The sequence below is a fragment of the Arthrobacter sp. T572 genome, assembly GCF_056780115.1.
This window is the reverse complement of sequence record NZ_JBRAZQ010000002.1, coordinates 2,357,401-2,374,798: the sequence shown is the minus strand read 5'-3', so window position 1 is coordinate 2,374,798 and position 17,398 is coordinate 2,357,401. Positions and strand designations below refer to the sequence as shown.

The 17,398-nt window shown below is 63.3% G+C and carries 17 protein-coding genes; 10 read left to right on the top strand and 7 right to left on the bottom strand.

Annotated features, from left to right (window positions below; all coding sequences use genetic code 11):
* Window positions 1-2 precede the first annotated feature (2 nt).
* On the bottom strand, window positions 3-1,100 hold the full coding sequence (locus ACUYMZ_RS12150; protein ID WP_481603569.1) for a PDDEXK nuclease domain-containing protein: 1,098 nt from the start codon (window positions 1,098-1,100) through the stop codon (window positions 3-5).
* Between the two features lie 61 nt (window positions 1,101-1,161).
* Here ACUYMZ_RS12150 and ACUYMZ_RS12145 point away from each other — a divergent pair, with 61 nt between their 5' ends.
* Both ACUYMZ_RS12145 and ACUYMZ_RS12140 read left to right on the top strand, forming a co-directional pair.
* Window positions 1,162-1,653, top strand: a complete 492-nt coding sequence (locus ACUYMZ_RS12145; RefSeq protein WP_426002897.1) for a DNA alkylation repair protein — start codon at window positions 1,162-1,164, stop codon at window positions 1,651-1,653.
* 80 nt (window positions 1,654-1,733) lie between these two features.
* Window positions 1,734-3,242 carry an FAD-dependent oxidoreductase gene (locus tag ACUYMZ_RS12140; protein ID WP_481603567.1) on the top strand — a complete coding sequence of 503 codons (1,509 nt, stop codon included), beginning with the start codon at window positions 1,734-1,736 and terminating at the stop codon, window positions 3,240-3,242.
* Here the strand turns inward: ACUYMZ_RS12140 and ACUYMZ_RS12135 are convergent.
* Window positions 3,239-4,198, bottom strand: coding sequence for a hypothetical protein (locus ACUYMZ_RS12135; RefSeq protein WP_481603565.1), 960 nt, complete (start codon window positions 4,196-4,198; stop codon window positions 3,239-3,241). The two genes, ACUYMZ_RS12140 and ACUYMZ_RS12135, sit on opposite strands and share 4 nt — an antisense overlap.
* 70 nt (window positions 4,199-4,268) lie before the next feature.
* On the opposite strand from ACUYMZ_RS12135, the gene ACUYMZ_RS12130 reads away from it, so the two are divergent.
* Genes ACUYMZ_RS12130 through ACUYMZ_RS12120 form a run of 3 tightly spaced genes read left to right on the top strand, consistent with a single transcriptional unit; the run spans window position 4,269 to window position 6,350 of the window.
* Window positions 4,269-4,757, top strand: coding sequence for a DedA family protein (locus ACUYMZ_RS12130; RefSeq protein WP_481603563.1), 489 nt, complete (start codon window positions 4,269-4,271; stop codon window positions 4,755-4,757).
* 31 nt (window positions 4,758-4,788) lie between these two features.
* Window positions 4,789-5,592 (top strand): thioesterase family protein, encoded by an 804-nt coding sequence (locus ACUYMZ_RS12125; RefSeq protein WP_426002890.1) that lies wholly within the window; start codon window positions 4,789-4,791, stop codon window positions 5,590-5,592.
* Window positions 5,592-6,350 carry a lipoate--protein ligase family protein gene (locus ACUYMZ_RS12120; protein ID WP_481603561.1) on the top strand — a complete coding sequence of 253 codons (759 nt, stop codon included), beginning with the start codon at window positions 5,592-5,594 and terminating at the stop codon, window positions 6,348-6,350. Before ACUYMZ_RS12125 ends, ACUYMZ_RS12120 begins: the two co-directional genes overlap by 1 nt.
* Window positions 6,351-6,361: 11 nt before the next feature.
* On the opposite strand, the gene ACUYMZ_RS12115 is transcribed toward ACUYMZ_RS12120, so the two are convergent.
* The 3 genes from ACUYMZ_RS12115 to ACUYMZ_RS12105 all read right to left on the bottom strand — a co-directional run bounded on the left by ACUYMZ_RS12115 (window position 6,362) and on the right by ACUYMZ_RS12105 (window position 8,456).
* Window positions 6,362-7,000, bottom strand: a complete 639-nt coding sequence (locus ACUYMZ_RS12115) for an MBL fold metallo-hydrolase (protein WP_481603559.1) — start codon at window positions 6,998-7,000, stop codon at window positions 6,362-6,364.
* Window positions 6,997-8,082, bottom strand: coding sequence for an S-(hydroxymethyl)mycothiol dehydrogenase (locus tag ACUYMZ_RS12110; protein WP_426002885.1), 1,086 nt, complete (start codon window positions 8,080-8,082; stop codon window positions 6,997-6,999). Before ACUYMZ_RS12110 ends, ACUYMZ_RS12115 begins: the two co-directional genes overlap by 4 nt.
* A gap of 116 nt (window positions 8,083-8,198) precedes the next feature.
* Window positions 8,199-8,456: a mycoredoxin gene (locus ACUYMZ_RS12105; RefSeq protein WP_426002883.1), complete on the bottom strand. Its 258-nt coding sequence runs from the start codon at window positions 8,454-8,456 to the stop codon at window positions 8,199-8,201.
* 150 nt (window positions 8,457-8,606) lie between these two features.
* Between ACUYMZ_RS12105 and ACUYMZ_RS12100 the strand changes: the two genes are divergently transcribed.
* Window positions 8,607-9,353 (top strand): SOS response-associated peptidase, encoded by a 747-nt coding sequence (locus ACUYMZ_RS12100; protein ID WP_481605869.1) that lies wholly within the window; start codon window positions 8,607-8,609, stop codon window positions 9,351-9,353.
* A 4-nt stretch (window positions 9,354-9,357) separates the two neighbouring features.
* Here the strand turns inward: ACUYMZ_RS12100 and ACUYMZ_RS12095 are convergent, their stop codons facing one another.
* Together ACUYMZ_RS12095 and ACUYMZ_RS12090 are read right to left on the bottom strand one after the other, a co-directional pair.
* Window positions 9,358-9,747: a hypothetical protein gene (locus tag ACUYMZ_RS12095; RefSeq protein WP_426002882.1), complete on the bottom strand. Its 390-nt coding sequence runs from the start codon at window positions 9,745-9,747 to the stop codon at window positions 9,358-9,360.
* A gap of 60 nt (window positions 9,748-9,807) precedes the next feature.
* Window positions 9,808-10,161, bottom strand: coding sequence for a hypothetical protein (locus tag ACUYMZ_RS12090; protein ID WP_481603556.1), 354 nt, complete (start codon window positions 10,159-10,161; stop codon window positions 9,808-9,810).
* Between ACUYMZ_RS12090 and ACUYMZ_RS12085 the strand changes: the two genes are divergently transcribed.
* From ACUYMZ_RS12085 to thrS, 4 genes are all read left to right on the top strand, one after another.
* Complete coding sequence (locus ACUYMZ_RS12085) at window positions 10,144-11,280, top strand: FAD-dependent monooxygenase (RefSeq protein ID WP_481603554.1); 1,137 nt, start codon at window positions 10,144-10,146, stop codon at window positions 11,278-11,280. The two genes, ACUYMZ_RS12090 and ACUYMZ_RS12085, sit on opposite strands and share 18 nt — an antisense overlap.
* A gap of 79 nt (window positions 11,281-11,359) precedes the next feature.
* Window positions 11,360-11,692 (top strand): DUF6504 family protein, encoded by a 333-nt coding sequence (locus tag ACUYMZ_RS12080; RefSeq protein ID WP_481603552.1) that lies wholly within the window; start codon window positions 11,360-11,362, stop codon window positions 11,690-11,692.
* Between the two features lie 11 nt (window positions 11,693-11,703).
* A complete protein-coding gene (locus ACUYMZ_RS12075) occupies window positions 11,704-15,255 on the top strand; it encodes a DNA polymerase III subunit alpha (protein ID WP_481603550.1) in 3,552 nt (1,183 codons plus the stop codon).
* Between the two features lie 120 nt (window positions 15,256-15,375).
* Window positions 15,376-17,385, top strand: a complete 2,010-nt coding sequence (thrS, locus tag ACUYMZ_RS12070) for a threonine--tRNA ligase (RefSeq protein WP_481603548.1) — start codon at window positions 15,376-15,378, stop codon at window positions 17,383-17,385.
* Window positions 17,386-17,398 lie beyond the last annotated feature (13 nt).

Here is a 17,398-nt window from a genome sequence, read left to right as displayed (position 1 = left end):
AGCTACCGCTGCAGACGGTCGGCCTCGCTGGCAAGTTCGGCTTCCAGGATCTCGATGCTGGGCAGGCTGGAGGCGATCTCGTCCGGCAAGGAATCAGCGAGCGAGGTGCGCCATTCGGCAATACCGATTGGAGTGTTGAAACCGCGCAGCGCATACTCAGCCACAACGCTGTTTTTCTCCTTGCACAGGAGCAAACCGATGGTTGGCTTGTCATCAGGATGGGCCATGAGGTCATCAACGGCGGCCATGTACATTCCCAGCTGCCCCAGGAAGCCCGGCTCGAACTTCACAGCCTTCAGCTCGATCACCATGTAGCAGCGAAGCTTGAGGTGATAGAAGAGGAGGTCCGCGAAGAACTCATCCCCGTTGATCTCCAGCCGCACCTGCTCGCCAACAAAGGCGAACCCCTGCCCGAGCTCCAGGAGAAACTTCTCCACGTGCTTGACCAACTGCAGCTCCAATTCCCGTTCCGTGTGCTTGTCCGTCATGGCCAGGAAATCGAAAACGTAGGGATCCTTGGTTGCCTGCTGCGCCAGATCCGAGTCGACAGGCACCATGGTGGACTTGAAATTGGTGATGGCCTGGCCCGACCGTTCATGCAAGCGCGTCTGGATCTGGTGGACCAGGACGTTGCGGGACCAGCCGTGCTCGGCTGCCGCCGCTGCGTACCAAAGCCGTGTGGCGGCGTCGTCGAGCTTTTCCAGCAACGCGATCTGGTGGTACCAAGGCAATGTTGCAAGCGGCGCTTGCAACTGGGGAAATTCAGGCCAGGCCTGGGCGAAGCTCTTCATGTACCGAAGGTTCCGCGGGGAAAAGCCCTTGGCTTCCGGGAAGCGGTCCCGGATATCGGCGGACAAGCGCGTCACGACTTTGGCGCCCCATCCCTGCTGCGACTCGCGCTCCGCAAGGTGGCGGCCAATGCTCCAGTATGAGGCAAGAAGCTCGCTGTTGGCCGCAGCCAGCACACGGCTGCGTCCAGCACGGACTTCCAGCGCGACGGAGCGCAAAAGCGTGGGGTACCACTCCGGCAAGGAGGATGCGGCCGGCACCTCCGGGAAGGACGCGGCAGGACTGCCGGTGGTGAGTTCTTGCGACGCCATGTGTCTCCTGTCCAGCGGTTGGTGGAAACAAGCTATGGGAAGGCACTGACAAAATAGACGGGTGAGTGCGGCCGGGGACTTCATCGATTACACCCTTCAACGCGAATCCTCCTGGGAGAAGGAGCATGAGGCGCGGGAGCGGCTGGGGAACCTCATGGATGTCTACGGCGCTTCCATGGGCGCCGTGCGGGGCACGGTCAGGGACGCCCTCAAACGGCACAAAGACCTGGACCATGACCAGGTAACCGCCTTGGGCTCCGAACTCTGGTCCGTACCCGTCTTTGAACGCCGGCTGGCGGCAATAGTCCTGCTGCAAAGCAAAGCAGGGCTCCTGCTGAACACCGACCTGACCCGCCTGGAAGGATTCCTCCGCCAGTCAGGGACTCCCGAACTGGTGGACCCGCTGGCAACAGACGTCATCAGGCCACTGCTTGACAGGCTCGACGGGCAGGCAAAAGAACGTGCCCAGCGCGTGGTGGAGCGGTGGTCACAAGACTCCGACCCCTGGTTGAACCGAGCCGCCGCGCTCGCAGTGGGCAGCCCTGCCCCTTGATTAGCGCCGCGGACCCGCCTAGCGTTTCCTGCAACGCATGCCAGACGCCAATTCCGTGAATTGAGAGGCAGGTTGTTCGAATGAAATCGCTGTGGCTGGACCGGGAGTCCACCTTTACGTCCGATGCGATCCCTGACCGCAAACATTTCGACACCATAGTGGTGGGTGCAGGGCTGACGGGCATGGTGGCTGCACTGCTGTTGTCCCGCGCCGGCCAGAGGGTGGTGGTATTCGAAGCCAGGACCCTGGGGGCCGTGACCACCGGCCACACGACCGGCAAGCTGAGCCTCCTCCAGGGCGGTGCGTTGTCATCATTGCGCAGCCAGTACTCCCTCAAGGTGGTGCAGGCATATGTTGAAGCCAACCGGACGGGCCAGGCATGGCTGATGCAGTACATGGAGCAGCAAGGCATCCCGTTCCAGCGCCGGACGGCGGTGACGTTCGCAACCAGCGACGACGGCGCGCGGCAGCTGCGCAAGGAAGCTGCGGTTTCGCGCGACGTAGGACTCGATGTGCACTTCAGCCGTGACGCTGCCCTTCCGTTCCCCGTGGTGGAAGCGTTGGAGCTCGAAGGCCAGGCACAAATCCATCCGATGGAGGTCCTCGATACGCTGGCGGGCGACATACGCGGGCACGGCGGCCTGATCGTCGAGGACATCCAGGTCCAGAACGTCGGAGCCGGGGATCCCTTGGAAGTGACCACCCGGAAAGGGGCCTTTACGGCCGATACCGTGGTGGTCGCCACGGGGACCCCGATCCTGGACCGCGGCCTCTACTTTGCCAAGCTTGAACCCAACCGTTCCTATGCCGCGGCGCTCCGGCTGCCCGAAGGGATGCCGCTGCCACAGGCCATGTACCTCTCGATCGATTCCCCCACCCGGTCCCAGCGGACCCAGCCCGTGGCTGAAGGTGAGCTTCTTCTGGTGGGCGGATATGGGCACACCGGAGGCAGGGCGGCGTCACCCAAGGCCCATCTGGACGAGCTGCTGGGGTGGGCGCAACAGCACTATCCGGGAGCGCAGGCCACGCACACCTGGTCTGCGCAGGATTACAGGGCCACCAACCTCATGCCGTTTTTCGGCAAACTGCCCCGCGGTCACGGCAGGATCTTTTTCGGCACAGGCTACAACAAGTGGGGCATGAGCAACGGAGTCGCCGCTGCGCTGTCCATCACCTCCGACATTCTGGGCGGCCAGTCGGACTGGGCGCGGGTGATCCACCACCGGACCACGTCCCCCAAGGGAGCTGCGGAAGCGATCCGGTTGAACGCCGGCGTGGCCAAGCGCCTGGTGGAGGACCAGGCGAGGATCCACAGCAACCCGGAAATCACGGACCAGACGCGCCCTTCGGAGGGAACCGGCGTCGTGGGCCTTTACAAGGGTGAACCGGCAGCTGTGTCGACTGTCGATGGAAAGGTGTGCAAGGTTTCGGCCGTGTGTTCCCACCTGGGCGGGATCCTCAGCTGGAACGACGCCGAAAAATCGTGGGACTGCCCGCTGCATGGCTCGAGGTTCACGCCGGAAGGCAAGTACCTGGAAGGTCCCGCAACGCACCATCTGAAGACGTCGCCGGGCAAGAACAAGGACTAGGACAACCGATCGACGCGCCGCTGGACCTGATCGGCGGCCCTCCGTTGCTGCGTGGCTGTCCTGACGGCTTGCTTCCTGGCTGATTCCGCGGCTTCGGCGTCCCGTGTGGTACCGATCAGTTCCGCTTCGAGGGCTGCAAGGATTTTCCGGGCATCGGCGATCTCCGATTCCAGGGCTTTCCTGCGTTCCTCCAGATCCTTGACCGTGTCCCAGGCTTTCGAGGCGGCGTCTTCGACCTCACGCGCTTGTTTGTCTGCTGCCTCGAATTCGCTGCGGGCCTCCCCAAGTTGCTCCCGCTTTTTCGCGGCCCTGCGCTCTGCAAGGGACGTGGCCTGCTCCCCGGTTTCCTTCTTGCGTGCAGGGGGCAGGGATGCCTTCTTTTCCTTCCGTGCCGCGGCGGGTTTGGCAGGCGGTGCCACCACGGGGGATTCTGCCGCAGTCGCCTCACCCGGGCCGGCTGCGGCCACGGCATCAGTGAGGTCCACTGCCTCGAAACCGCTGCTGCTCAGTCCGCGGACCAGCCTGCCCGTGGCTACGGCCGAGGCCGCGCCGGCATCTGCCATGGCCGCCCGGAGGGTTTGTTCAGCATCGGCGGCCGCGGCGGCGCTCAGCGGAGTTCCCAGCAGGGAGGCCAGGTCCTTTGCCTCGTGCACGGCGGCACCCAGCCTGCCCTGGCGCTGCTGGCCCAGTTCGCGGAACGCCTCCGCATCGCCCCCGGCTTGCGCTTCCCGCAGGGATGCGCCGAAACGCACGACGCCGTCAATCACCTCGGGCCGGTGTTGGGCCAGCATGTTGATGGCCCAGGCGCCGGCGGCAGGCTTGGGGAGACCCGTGATGTCCTTGGCGAGGTCTTTGTCCCCTTGGTCCTTCGCTTTGCGGGCCAGTGCGGTCCGCTCCGCGGTGAATTCACGCGGCATGACCGCATAGAGCCGGTGGGCAGCTTCGCGGAGGTCCATGCCTTCATCCTAGGAGCATCAACCCGTGACCGCGGCCGCGACACCCAGCGTCTTAGGGTAGCCTAAGTCCGTGGACCAGATCATGAGCTTGCCCTTCGGCGTGGCACTTGCCGCGCTTTTCGCAATCGTCATGATCCGCGTCAACGCCACCTATTGGCTGGGGCGGGGTGCGGCCGCCGGCTTGTCCCATACGCGGTTCGGTTCTTCGCTGCAGCGCCCCAAAGCAGCCCGGGCCCAGGCGCTGATCCAGCGGTGGGGACCATACGCCGTCGTGGTTTCCTTCCTGACCGTAGGCCTCCAGACGGCCGTCAACCTCGCCGCCGGTGCTGCCCGGATGCCGTTGCGGCGTTATCTTCCGGCAGCCATTGCGGGGTCGGTCCTGTGGGCACTGTTGTACGCCACGATCGGGCTGGCCGCCATCGAGGCATGGCTTGCTGTTGCGGCGGCTTCTCCCGTGGGCGCGGCGGTGGCAGCGGCAGGACTAGCCGTCCTGGTGGCGGGGGTGGTCGTATCCCGACGGCGTCGGTCGGCTGCCAAGTCAGCGGATACAGTGGTCTGAGTTCCACTGCTGGATCGGCGAAAGGCTCGGGTTGACTACTGCATTACCGGAACTCGCGGAAGGCAACTTCTACTACCAGACATTGGGTGGCGGGCGTTACCGTTCCACCCTCCACGCACAGGGTGCCTGGAATCCGCACGAACAGCACATGGCCCCCGCTTCCGGCATTGTGGCCGACGCTCTGCTCCGCCACGAGCCGCGGGAAGATGTCCGGCTGGCCCGCATCAGCTTCGAGATCCTCGGCCTGATCCCCGGCGGTGAATTCGAGGTCACCACCTCCACGCTCCGCCCGGGCAGGACCATTGAGCTCATCGGGGCCGAGTTGTCGGCCGGCGGCCGGGTAGCTATCCGGGCCTCGGCCTGGCGCATGATCACCAGCGACACCAGTGCCGTTGCCGCGGTGGAGGACGAGGCCATGCCCGCTCCCGACGAATGCAAGCCATGGGATGGCGCCAGCGTCTGGCCCGGCGGGTATATCCGGTCCCTGGAGATGAGGATCGCCGAAGGGCACCGCCCTGGTTCCGGCAAGGTATGGATCCGGACCCACCATCCGCTGACCGACCGGGCAGACAGCAGCGATGTGGCCCGGCTCATGGGCCTGGTTGATACCGCCAACGGGATCGCCGCCCGCGTCCCGCCGGGCGGGGACAGCTACATCTTCCCGAACGTGGACCTGCAGATCCACATGTACCGTGCACCGTCAGGCGAATGGCTGGGGCTGGACAACAAAGTGTCGTTTGGCGCTGACGGCATCGGCCTGACGTCCACGGTCCTCCACGACGTGGACGGTCCCTTCGGCCGGGCCGAGCAGATCCTCACCTTGAGGAAAAGCTGATGACTGAAGGAAACCCGGTGGTTTCGGAGAAACCGCAACTCACCCTGTACCGCCAGCTGGAATCGCTGGGAGCGGCAGAAGATCTGGACTTCGCGCTTGAGTTGCTGCAGCGGGCCCGCAGCGGCCGGCTCGGGCCATGCCTGCGGTTGTACCGGCCGCAACCTACCGTGGCGTTCGGACAGCGGGATGCCAAGCTGCCGGGTTTTGCGGCCGCCGAGGAAGCATGCCGGGTGCGTGGCTTTGAGCCGCTGGTACGGAAAGCCGGCGGGCGGGCGGCTGCGTACCATCAAGGGACGTTGGTGATCGACCACGTGGAGCCCCACCCGGACGCGATTGTCCGGGCAAAAGCACGGTTCTCCCAGTTCGGTGAGTTGCTGGCAGGAGCGCTTCGCGGCGTGGGCGTGCATGCTGCCGTTGGGGAAATCCCGGGCGAGTATTGCCCCGGCGAGTTCAGCGTGCACGGTGAGGATCCGGACTTTCCTGCCCACCGCATCAAGCTGATCGGTACCGCCCAGCGCGTGGTGTCAGGCGGCTGGCTCTTCAGTTCCGTGATTGTGGTGGAGGACTCCGGTCCGATTCGGGATGTCCTCACCGCCACTTATGACGCTTTGGGCCTGGAGTGGGACCCTGCCACGGCGGGGGCTGCCAACGATTTGCTGCCGCACGTGGACGTCACGGCGGTGGAAGCCGCCGTGGTGGATGCCTACCGTGCCTACGGTGACATCCACGACGGCGACTTCCGGACTCTCCTGCCGTAGGAACCCGGGGGTCAGTGACCCCTGGCGATCCACTCGTCCAGGTGCGGTGCCTCGTCGGCGATCGTGGTGGAGTCCCCGTGCCCGGTCCGGACGACTGTTTCGCCGGGGAGGGTCAGCAGCCGTGTGCGGATGGACTCGATGATCGTGGGGAAGTCGCTGTAGGAGCGTCCCGTGGCCCCAGGCCCGCCGTTGAAGAGGGTGTCACCGCTGAACAGTGTGCCTTCGTCCGGGAGGTGGAAGGACACTGACCCGGGGGAGTGGCCCGGGGTGTGAATGGCCCGCAGGGTGGTGCCGGCTACGGCGAATTCCTGTCCGTCGTCGATCGCGTAGTCAGGGTCGGTGTCCGGGAACACGGCCTGCCACAGCATCCAGTCTTCGCGGTGGAGGTGGATGGGTGCCTTGACGAGGTCCCGGAATTCGCCGGCGAAGCGGATGTGGTCGTCGTGCCCGTGAGTCAGCAGGATGGCTTTGACGGTGCGGCCGTTGACGGTTTGGGCAATCGCGGCAGGGTCGTGCGCCGGGTCAATAACGACGCACTCGGTGTCGTCGCCGATGATCCAGACGTTGTTGTCCACGTCCCAGGTTCCGCCGTCCAGCGAGAACGTTCCCGAGGTGATGACGCGGTCTATGCTCACGCTGTCCTTGCTCACAGTTCCACCACCGATCGCAGGACATCACCGTGGTGCATCTTGTCGAAGGCTTCTTCCACCTGGTCGATGGTGATGCGTTCGGTGACGAAAGCGTCCAGGTCGAGTTTCCCTTGCTTGTAGAGGTCCACGAGCAGGGGGAAGTCGCGGGAGGGCAGGCAGTCGCCGTACCACGAGGACTTGAGGGCGCCACCGCGTCCGAATACATCCAGCAGGGGCAGTTCAAGGGTCATGTCCGGGGTGGGCACACCCACCAGGACCACGCGTCCGGCGAGGTCACGGGCATAGAACGCCTGCTTGTAGGTTTCCGGCCGGCCCACGGCGTCGATGACGACGTCGGCGCCGAAGCCCCCGGTCAGGGCGCGGATCTGCTCGACAGGGTCGGTGGACGACGAATCGACCGTGTGGGTAGCCCCGAGGTCCTTGGCCCGTTCGAGCTTCTTGGGATCGATATCGACGGCAATGATCGTGGTGGCGCCGGCCAGGGCAGCACCCGCAATCGCGGCGACGCCTACGCCGCCGCAGCCGATCACGGCCACGGACTCGCCCCGCTTGACCTCTCCGGTGTTAATGGCTGCTCCGATGCCTGCCATGACGCCGCAGCCGAGCAAACCGACAGCGGCGGCATCGGCGTCGGGGTCGACTTTGGTGCACTGGCCGGCGGCCACGAGGGTTTTTTCGATAAAAGCACCGATACCGAGGGCGGGCGAGAGTTCAGTGCCGTCCTCGAGGGTCATCTTCTGCGTGGCGTTGTGCGTGTTGAAGCAGTATTGCGGCTGCCCCTTGGCGCACGCCCGGCAGGTCCCGCAGACGGCACGCCAGTTCAGGACCACCCGGTCACCAGGGGCAATGTCAGTGACGTCCGGACCCACGGCGCTGACCACGCCCGTGGCCTCATGGCCCAGCAGGAACGGGAAGTCGTCACTGATGCCGCCGAGCTTGTAGTGCAGGTCGGTGTGGCAGACTCCGCTGGTGAGGATGTCAACCAATGCCTCGCCCGGTCCCGGGTCCGGGACGAGGACGGTTTCAAGTGTTGCTGGTGCGCCTTTGGAGCGTACGACGACGCCTTGGACAGAGTGGACCATCAAGGGTTCCCTTCGGACTCGCGGATAGCGGGGAGTGCTGCCGGGACGTGCGGTCCCAACAGCTTCCCTCCCTGTCTATCACGCTTGCCCGCCTGCCCATCAAACAGGTCTGGTGCCTAGGCGGCGAGGCGGGATTCCACGTCCGATGCAGACGGGTTGGTTGCCGCGGTGCCGTCCGGGAAAAGAACGGTGGGTACGGTGCGGTTGCCGCCGTTGAGCTGCTCCACCAGTTCGGCAGTGCCTTCCACTTCCTCGATGTTGATCTCTGTGTAGCCGATGCCCTTGGCGTCAAGCTGCTTCTTGAGGCGGTTGCAGTAACCGCACCAGGTGGTCGAGAACATGGTGATGGTGCCGGACTCGGGGGTGAAATCCACGGAGCTCTCCTCTGTGTCGTCTTCAAGGTGGTTCGTCGGTAACAACGGTAACCCGGTGGCGGATAATTCCCGTCGGCCGGTTACGTCACATGCTTGCTGGTGTGCCGGCCGGGGACAGGGCAGACTGTTCGCATGTGTGGACGTTATGTGATGGCGCGTGCCGTGGGTGACCTGCTGGCTGAATTCGACGCCGAACTCGAGAACGAAATCGCCTTGGAAAAGTCCTGGAACGTGGCCCCGACGGACACCGTTCCCATTGTCCTGGAACGGGATATGGCAGAAGGGGTGAAGCGCCAACTTCACCTGGCGAAGTGGGGTTTGGTACCTTCCTGGGCCAAGGATGCCAAGGGCGGGGCCCGGCTCATCAACGCCCGCAGCGAAACCCTCCTGGAGAAACCCTCGTTCCGGAAGGCTGCTGCCGCCCGGCGTTGCGCCGTCCCGGCCGATGGCTACTACGAGTGGAAAAAGGGCGAAGGCAAGAACAAGCAGCCCTACTATGTGCATCCAGGAAACGGTGAAGGGGTTGTTTTCGCCGGCCTTTACGAATGGTGGAAGGACCAGTCCCTGCCGGAAGACGATCCCGCGCGGTGGCTGCTCTCCATGTCGATCATCACTGCTGACACGCCAACCGCTGAATCTGCCCGCACCCGGCGCAGCGCTTCAGTCTTCGATGAATTGACGGCTTTGCATGACCGGGTCCCGCTGCCCATGGGTGCTGAAACGATGGAAGCCTGGCTTGACCCCCGGCAGGAAGACGCAGCGGCTTTGGTGGACATGGTCCGCTCGCGGGCGCATGACGCGGCCGCCGACTGGACGCTGGATGCGGTGGGGGCCGCCGTCGGAAATGTCCGGAACAACTCTCCCGAGCTGATCCGGCCGGTCGAGGCGCTCTTCTAGGCGGTCAGAGCTTTTCGGTGACCGGCACGCCGGACTGGAAGTCGCGGCCGTCGGCTTCACTGAACGCTGTGAGCACGTGGTCATCACTGAGCCCGCCGATGGCTGCCTTGGGGAAGTTGCCGGTGATGACACTGCCGCTGTGCTCTACGCCCTTGATGTCGTAGTTTTCCTCAGCGCTCTGTGAGTGGTTGAAGGAATAGAACGAAATTGCTTCACCATTCATGAACTCGATGCCCAGCCGTCGTTGCGACGAGTAATCCTCGCTGGCAGCTACCAGGCCCACGACGTAAGCGCCTGAGCCTGGTATATCGCCTTCGATTTCGAACCTGGCCACGAGGTTGTCTTCCGTGGCGGTGATGCTGACCTGCTTCAGGAGTGCGTCATGGTTGCTCATGCCACAATCCTGCTCTGCCGACCCGCCTCCGTCCACCCCTTGGGTCCCTCCGGGGCGCCATCATCCTTCCAGGAGCCGACGTATATTGGCGGCAACGGTTGCGTGGTCAGGGTGCTGTCCGCGCCGGGCTGTCAGCAGGTGCATGGCCAGGCCGTCGCTGTAGTCGGCCACAGCCTCGGCCCGCAACCTCGCCCTGGGCAGGCCCATGGACTCCAGCAGCATTTCCATTCCACCCAGCATCCGTTCATGGCCGGCCGTGACGACCCCGGGCTGGTCCAAGGCGAAGGCGAACCGGGCGCGGGTCAGGTCCGCATGGTCGGTGGCCAGTGTCAACACCGCGGTGGCGAGCTGCTCCGCCAAGGCAGCGACCGTCGTCGGGGGTTCTTCCGTGCCGAAATGCCGCAGAAGGTGCATGTCCTGCTGCTCTACGCGATCGACGGCGGCTGCCACCAAAGCGGCCCGGTTACGGAAGTAATTGGAGGAGCACGTGGACATCATCGGCGGGGTATAGCCGGACTGGCATTAGCGGGAATCCTTGATCCGGAGCGGTTCGCCGTCACCCTCCATGAGCAACGGCCGGAACTGCCCGGCGTCGGAACAACTCTCGCCATGTGGGCCGGCGCCCAGGCCGCAATCGCCAGGCTTGGGCTCCTGGATCAACTCCGTGACGCAGGAACAAAGCTGGCTTCAGGGGCCCTCCGCGACCCCTCAGGGCAAGCGATGCTGTCCATGGAAGGAGATACCCTCCTCGGAATACCGCGCCCAGCCCTCCTCAAGTTGCTCGATTCCGCCGTCCCCACCACAGTGCACCGCGTTACCGGGCGGGTTGAGCGGCTTCCTCGGGATTCCTGGCTGACCGTAGGTGCAGACGGGGTCCACAGTGTTGTCCGCCGCACGCACTGGGGTTCGCGGGCGGTAGCCAGGCCCACACCCGTCCTGGCGGTCCGGGGAGTGATCCCGGGCAATCCTTCACCCGAAGACGTGGGGGAGTACTGGGGGCGGGGAAACCTCTTCGGGCTTGCCCCGGCGGGGGAGGGCACCAACTGGTACGCATCATTCCGATCCGGCCTGGGACCTGACCAAGTCGATGTTCCTGAGGCGCTCGATACCACCCGCCGGTTGTTTTCCGGCCACGCCACAGCAGTGCAACATGTCCTTGCCCAAGCCACAGCTGAAACCACCCTGGCACAAAGAATCTGGATTGCACCGCCGCTGGCCCGGTATACACGGCGCAACGTGGTACTGATCGGAGACGCGGCCCATGCCATGACCCCCAACCTGGGCCGCGGAGCCTGCGAATCCCTGATTGACGCAGTTACCCTGGGAAGCTTCCTTAACGCACTACCGCTCAAAGATGCCTTGGCCGATTACAACAAGAAGCGCGTGCTGCCCACCCAGCAACTACGCCTGGCATCCTCTGCCATGGGCCGGACAGCACTTGCCCGGACCATGCAACCGGCGCGTGATGCACTGCTTAGGCAGGTGGGAAAGCGGATTGCCAACAAGGCAGCACCGGTAAAAACCGTGGAGTAGGTTTTGTCGGTCGAGCGTCGTAAACTGGCTGTATTCGAACATACTTTCGAATACAGCCGGCGGTGTAAGGAGCGCTCACATGGGACTGTTCAGCGAGTCCGTTGACGTCATCTGCACAGAAACAGGGCAACCAAGCCACGTCCACTGGAAAGGACAACGCCGCCAGGTCATCAACCAACCGGACCGATGGTACGAACGCCGCCAATGGTGGGCCGAAGAAACCCGCGCACCCCTGGGAAGCGGTACCGGACTCGTAGACCACGAAATCTGGCGGGTCCAACTCACAACAGCCCAGGACCCCGACCCCATCACCCTTGACCTCGTCCGCCACCTCGGCAGCGGAAGATGGCGGGTCCTCCGCATCCACGACGCCGCGCCCGCACACGCCGTTGAACCCGACGAAGCCGCCTGACCTCCTGAACCATGAGCTTCACCCACCTCCACGTATCCACAGCCTTCAGCGCCCACTACGGAGTTTCCTGGCCGGACGACCTCGCCCAGGCAGCCGCTGCCGACGGAGCTACAGCGCTCGCCTGCACAGACCGGGACGGTCTCTACGGCACCGTGAAACACCTCAAAGCCTGCATGGACGCAGGACTGGACCCCATTGTTGGTGCAGACCTCGCTGTCTTTGACCCCGACGGTGACCACCGGACACAGATAGGCGGACGCGTCATCGTCCTCGCCCATGGCCACAACAACGGGGCAGGCTACCGCGCCCTGTGCCGACTGGTCTCCGACGCCCACGCCCGGACCTCCGGAAAAGCCGGCGGAACCATCCCCGCGGCAGTCACCCGGGAAGAATTGGCCTCCCGTACCCTGGACCCCCAAACCCTCAAGCCCGTACTAACCGTCCTTATCGGGCCCGACTCCGACGTCGGCCGGGCCATGGGTGGCAGGAAATACCTCAGGCCCAGGACCCTCTTCAAACAGTGGATTGACGCCATGCCCCCGGGAACCGTCGTTGCAGAAACCGTCTCCCATCTCAGTGCACCCGGGGAATCCCTCAGCACCGCCCACGCGATCCGCATGCTCAAACTGGCCATGGAATTCAACATCCCCGCCGTCCTCACCAACGCCGTACGCTACTGCGCCCAGGACGGCGCGCCCACCGCGGATGTCCTGGACGCCGCACGAACCCTCAAATCACTCCCCGAACTCTCAGCAGAACCCCAACTGTTCCCTGCCGGCCAAGTCCAAGCTCCAGGCCAACTCCAACCCACAGGCCAAGGATGGCTCAAAAATGCGGGGCAAATGCACCAGCTGGGCAAGGAAATCATGTCCGCAGCGGGCTACGGAGCACCGGAACTCACCAAACTCCTCTCAAACACCGAGGCGCTCGCCGATAAATGCCGAATGGACCCCGTCAGGGACATGGGCTGGAAAAAGCCCGTGGTACCCGAGGCCGCCATCATCGGCATCGACCAAGACCCCATGGTTGAACTCACCCAACGCTGCGAAGCCGGCATCAACCGACGATTCCCCGGGATCAAGGAAAAGTCCTATCAGCAGGTGCGCTCGCGGTTGGACCATGAACTGGAAATCATTGGCAAACTCGGCTTTGCCTCGTACTTCCTCACCGTCGCTGAGGTTTCGCGCATGATCATCGACATGGGCGTCAGGGTGGCGGCGCGGGGGTCCGGCGCCTCAAGCCTGGTCAATTATTTGATTGACATCAGCCAGGTGGATCCCATCAGGCACGACCTCATTTTCGAAAGATTCCTGTCAGGACACCGCTCAACGCTTCCTGACATCGACATCGATGTCGAGAGTGCCGAGCGGCACAACGTCTACAGGCGCATTTTCGATCGGTTTGGCGCTGAGCGGGTCACCCTGATGAGCATGCAGAACGGTTACAGGGCACGCGGTGCGGTAAGGGATGCCGGCCTGGCCCTTGGCATGGCCGATGAAGAGATCGGGGAGATCGCCAAGCAGCTGTGGCGGTTCTCCGCCCGGAAGTTCCGTGAAGCCCTGGAGGAAAAGCCCGAACTGCGTGAGTTTGCAGACAGGGTAGAGGCTTCCAGGTCAAGGCGCACATCCATGGAGGAAAATCAGCAGCTGGATCTCCTGGTGGATCTGACCGAGAGGCTCGACCGGCTGCCACGGCATATCTCCATGCATCCCTGCGGAGTCATCCTGGGAGACGCAACCCTCCTTGACCGCACCCCGGTGCAACCCAGTGGTATCGGCTTGCCCATGAGCCAGTTCGATAAACACGACATGGACCCCATGGGCATGCTGAAGCTTGATGTCCTGGGAGTGCGGATGCAAAGTGCCATGGCCTTCGCAGTGCGTGAAATCATCCGCCTGCACCCCTCCAAAGCGGAGGTAACTGCAGCCGGAAACCATCCCACCGGCACCAGTGGCGAAGGCCCCTCCTATATCGGCCCGGATGGGAGAATCGACCTCAATGCAGTTCCCCTGGACGACGAGGCCACCTATGACCTGATCCGGAGCACCCATACGTTGGGCTGCTTCCAGATCGAATCCCCGGGGCAGCGTGAACTCATTGGAAAGATGGCTCCACGGGAGTTCAACGACCTCATCATCGACATATCCCTGTTCAGGCCAGGGCCCATGAAATCCGACATGGTTCGTCCCTTCCTGGAACACAGGCACGGATTTGCGCCGGAGAACTATCCGCATCCCGACCTCAAGCCTGTCCTGGAAGAAACCCACGGGGTCACCGTTTTCCACGAACAGATCCTGAAGACCTTCGATGTCATGACGGGCTGTGGCCTGGCCAAAGCCGATGAATTCAGGCGTGCCTTGGGCGACGAAGTCCACGAACCCGGGGTAGAACAATACTTCCGCCTCCACGCCATCAAAAAATATCCACCCGAAGTGGTGGACAAGGTCTGGGGAACCTTGAAGGCGTTCGGGAGCTTTGGTTTTTGCAAGGCGCACGGGGCAGCCTTCGCCGTGCCAACCTTTCAGTCAGCATGGTTGAAGACCCATCATCCCGAGGCCTTTCTGGCCGGGTTGTGGGAGCACGATCCCGGGATGTACCCCAAGCGGCTTCTTGTGGCCGAGGCAAGAAGGCTTGGCATTCCGATCCTGCCCCTGGACATCAACCGCAGCAAGGCCGAATACCGGGTGGAAAAACTGGAGGACGGTCCTGACCGTGGCAAGCTGGGTATCCGCTTGAGCCTTACCGGTATCTACGGCCTGTCCAAAACCGAGCTGGGACGGATTGTTGCAGGACAGCCATTCGATTCGTTGGCGGATCTCCGGACCAGGGCCAAGGTCAGTAAGCCGAACATCAAGAGGCTTGCCCAGCTGGGGGCTTTCGATGCCCTGCACAAGGACGCAGGGGGGACTGCAACCAGGGCAGACGTTGTCCAGCATCTGCAATCACTGCAGACAAGAGCTGCCAGGAAAGCTCCTGAGGTGGTTACTGGCCAGCTGTCTTTCAATCTGGGAGACGTGGAATTGAGGAACATCACTCCCGAACTGCCGGAACCTACACGGGTTGAAACCGTACGCGCGGAGTTGGACCTGATGGCTGTGGATGTGAGTGAGCACCTGATGGAAAGCCACCGGCCGTTGCTGGACAGGCTGGGGGTCACCACGGCGGACAAGCTCCTTGGGCTAAGGAACGGTACTGAGGTGCTGGTGGCCGGTGTCCGGGTTGCAACGCAGACCCCTCCCATGCGGGGCGGACGCCGGGTGGTATTCATCAGCATCGACGACGGCACTGGCTGTGTGGACAGCGTCTTTTTCCATGAAGCGCAGGAGGAATCGGGTTCCCTGCTGTTCGGCACCCGCTTGCTCCTGATCCGGGGAACCACCCGAAGGACAGGTCCCCGGGGCATCAGTATCAGCGCAAGCAAGGCCTGGGACCTGGGGCGCCCGGAAACTTTGCCATATCCGGGAACCCTGCCCTCCGGCGTCGACATTCCACTCGAATTCAGCGAGCCGGGACCGCTTGCAGGCGTCTCAAGGAACCTCGCCATCACCGGACTTGGGAGCTGATCCAAGGCACCGGCACGTTGCTTTGGACCCCTCCGCCGGAGCAGATACGATTGACGATGGCTGGCTGTGGTCCCCGTACGCCACAAGCTATGAAGCCTCAACAATGAATAGGAGACACCCGTGTCAGATGCCCAACAGATCACCCTCATCGTCGATGGCGAAGAGACCAAGGTGACGGAGGGGACTACCGGCGCGGAACTCTTCTTCGAGCGCCGCGATGTGGTTGTTGCCCGTGTCGATGGCGTGCTCAAGGATCTTGACCAGCCCCTTTCCGACGGTGCAACGGTGGAGGGCGTCACCATTGAATCGCCGGACGGACTCAACGTTCTCCGCCACTCCACGGCCCACGTCATGGCCCAGGCAGTGCAGCAGTTGCGTCCGGATGCCAAGCTGGGCATCGGTCCGTACATCACCGACGGCTTCTACTTCGACTTCGACGTCGCTGAACCGTTCACTCCGGAAGATCTGCGCCAGCTGGAAAAGATGATGCAGAAGATCATCAACCAGAACCAGAAGTTCGTCCGCCGCGTCGTTACAGAAGAAGAAGCCCGCGAAGCCATGGCCAACGAGCCCTATAAGCTCGAACTGCTGGGCAAGAAGAACGACGCCGCAGACTCCGCCGAAGGGGTCAACGTTGAAGTCGGCGCCGGCGACATCACCATTTACGACAACGTTGACCGCAAGAGCGGCGACAGCGTTTGGTGCGACCTTTGCCGAGGCCCCCACCTGCCCAATACCAAGATCATCTCGAACGCCTTCGCGCTGACCCGGTCCTCGTCCGCCTACTGGCTGGGCAACCAGAACAACCAGCAGCTGCAGCGGATTTACGGAACGGCGTGGCCCACCAAGGAAGCCCTCAAGGCCTACCAGGAACGCATCGCCGAGGCAGAACGCCGCGATCACCGGAAGCTTGGTGTCGAACTGGACCTGTTCTCCTTCCCGGATGAACTCGGTTCCGGCCTCCCCGTGTTCCACCCCAAGGGTGGCATCATCCGCAAGGCCATGGAGGACTACTCCCGCCAGCGCCATGTCGACGCAGGTTACGAGTTCGTCTACACCCCGCACATCACCAAGGGACACCTGTACGAGGTCTCCGGCCACCTTGACTGGTACAAGGACGGAATGTTCCCTGCGATGCAGGTCGACGCTGAACTGAATGAAGACGGCACTGTGCGCAAGCCGGCCCAGGACTACTACCTGAAGCCGATGAACTGCCCCATGCACAACCTCATCTTCCGGTCCCGTGGACGTTCCTACCGTGAACTGCCGCTGCGGCTCTTCGAATTCGGCTCTGTCTACCGCTACGAGAAATCCGGTGTTGTCCATGGCCTCACCCGGGTCCGGGGCATGACACAGGACGACGCCCACATCTACTGCACCCGCGAGCAGATGAAGGACGAGCTCACCACCACGTTGAACTTCGTCCTCGGTCTCCTCAAGGATTACGGCCTGGATGATTTCTACCTGGAACTCTCCACCAAGAACGAGGAAAAGTTCGTGGGGGATGACGCCACCTGGGAAGAAGCCACCCGGACGCTGGCTGAAGTAGCAGAGGCGTCCGGCCTCGAACTCGTTCCGGATCCGGGCGGAGCGGCGTTCTACGGACCGAAGATTTCAGTGCAGGCCAAGGATGCCCTGGGCCGTACCTGGCAGATGTCCACCATCCAGTTGGACTTCAACCTGCCGGAACGTTTCGAGCTTGAATACCAGGCAGCGGATGGAACCCGCCAGCGTCCCGTGATGATCCACCGAGCGCTGTTTGGTTCCGTGGAGCGCTTCATGGGTGTCCTGACCGAGCACTATGCCGGCGCATTCCCGGCCTGGCTGGCTCCGGTCCAGGTCGTCGGGATCCCGGTTGCTGAGGCTTTCAACGACTACATGTTCGATGTCGTGGACCAGTTGAAGGCAGCGGGGATCCGCGCCGAGGTGGATATTTCCTCGGACCGTTTCCCCAAGAAGATCCGCACCGCCAGCAAGGACAAGATCCCGTTCGTCCTGATTGCCGGTGGTGAGGACGCCGAGGCCGGCGCAGTATCCTTCCGGTTCCGCGACGGAAGCCAGGACAACGGCGTGCCAGTGGAAGAAGCGGTCCGCCGGATCGTCGACGCCGTAAAGAACCGCGAGAGCTGACGGAACGGACTGG

Coding starts and splice junctions, on each gene's coding strand:
- ACUYMZ_RS12100 (WP_481605869.1), top strand. CDS start 8,607: ATGGCGCGTGCCGTGGGTGACCTGCTGGCTGAATTCGACGCCGAACTC.
- ACUYMZ_RS12075 (WP_481603550.1), top strand. CDS start 11,704: ATGAGCTTCACCCACCTCCACGTATCCACAGCCTTCAGCGCCCACTAC.
- ACUYMZ_RS12135 (WP_481603565.1), bottom strand. CDS start 4,198: ATGGACCTCCGCGAAGCTGCCCACCGGCTCTATGCGGTCATGCCGCGT.
- ACUYMZ_RS12085 (WP_481603554.1), top strand. CDS start 10,144: ATGCCGCAGAAGGTGCATGTCCTGCTGCTCTACGCGATCGACGGCGGC.
- ACUYMZ_RS12150 (WP_481603569.1), bottom strand. CDS start 1,100: ATGGCGTCGCAAGAACTCACCACCGGCAGTCCTGCCGCGTCCTTCCCG.
- ACUYMZ_RS12110 (WP_426002885.1), bottom strand. CDS start 8,082: ATGGTCCACTCTGTCCAAGGCGTCGTCGTACGCTCCAAAGGCGCACCA.
- ACUYMZ_RS12090 (WP_481603556.1), bottom strand. CDS start 10,161: ATGCACCTTCTGCGGCATTTCGGCACGGAAGAACCCCCGACGACGGTC.
- ACUYMZ_RS12080 (WP_481603552.1), top strand. CDS start 11,360: ATGGGACTGTTCAGCGAGTCCGTTGACGTCATCTGCACAGAAACAGGG.
- ACUYMZ_RS12140 (WP_481603567.1), top strand. CDS start 1,734: ATGAAATCGCTGTGGCTGGACCGGGAGTCCACCTTTACGTCCGATGCG.
- ACUYMZ_RS12120 (WP_481603561.1), top strand. CDS start 5,592: ATGACTGAAGGAAACCCGGTGGTTTCGGAGAAACCGCAACTCACCCTG.
- ACUYMZ_RS12095 (WP_426002882.1), bottom strand. CDS start 9,747: ATGAGCAACCATGACGCACTCCTGAAGCAGGTCAGCATCACCGCCACG.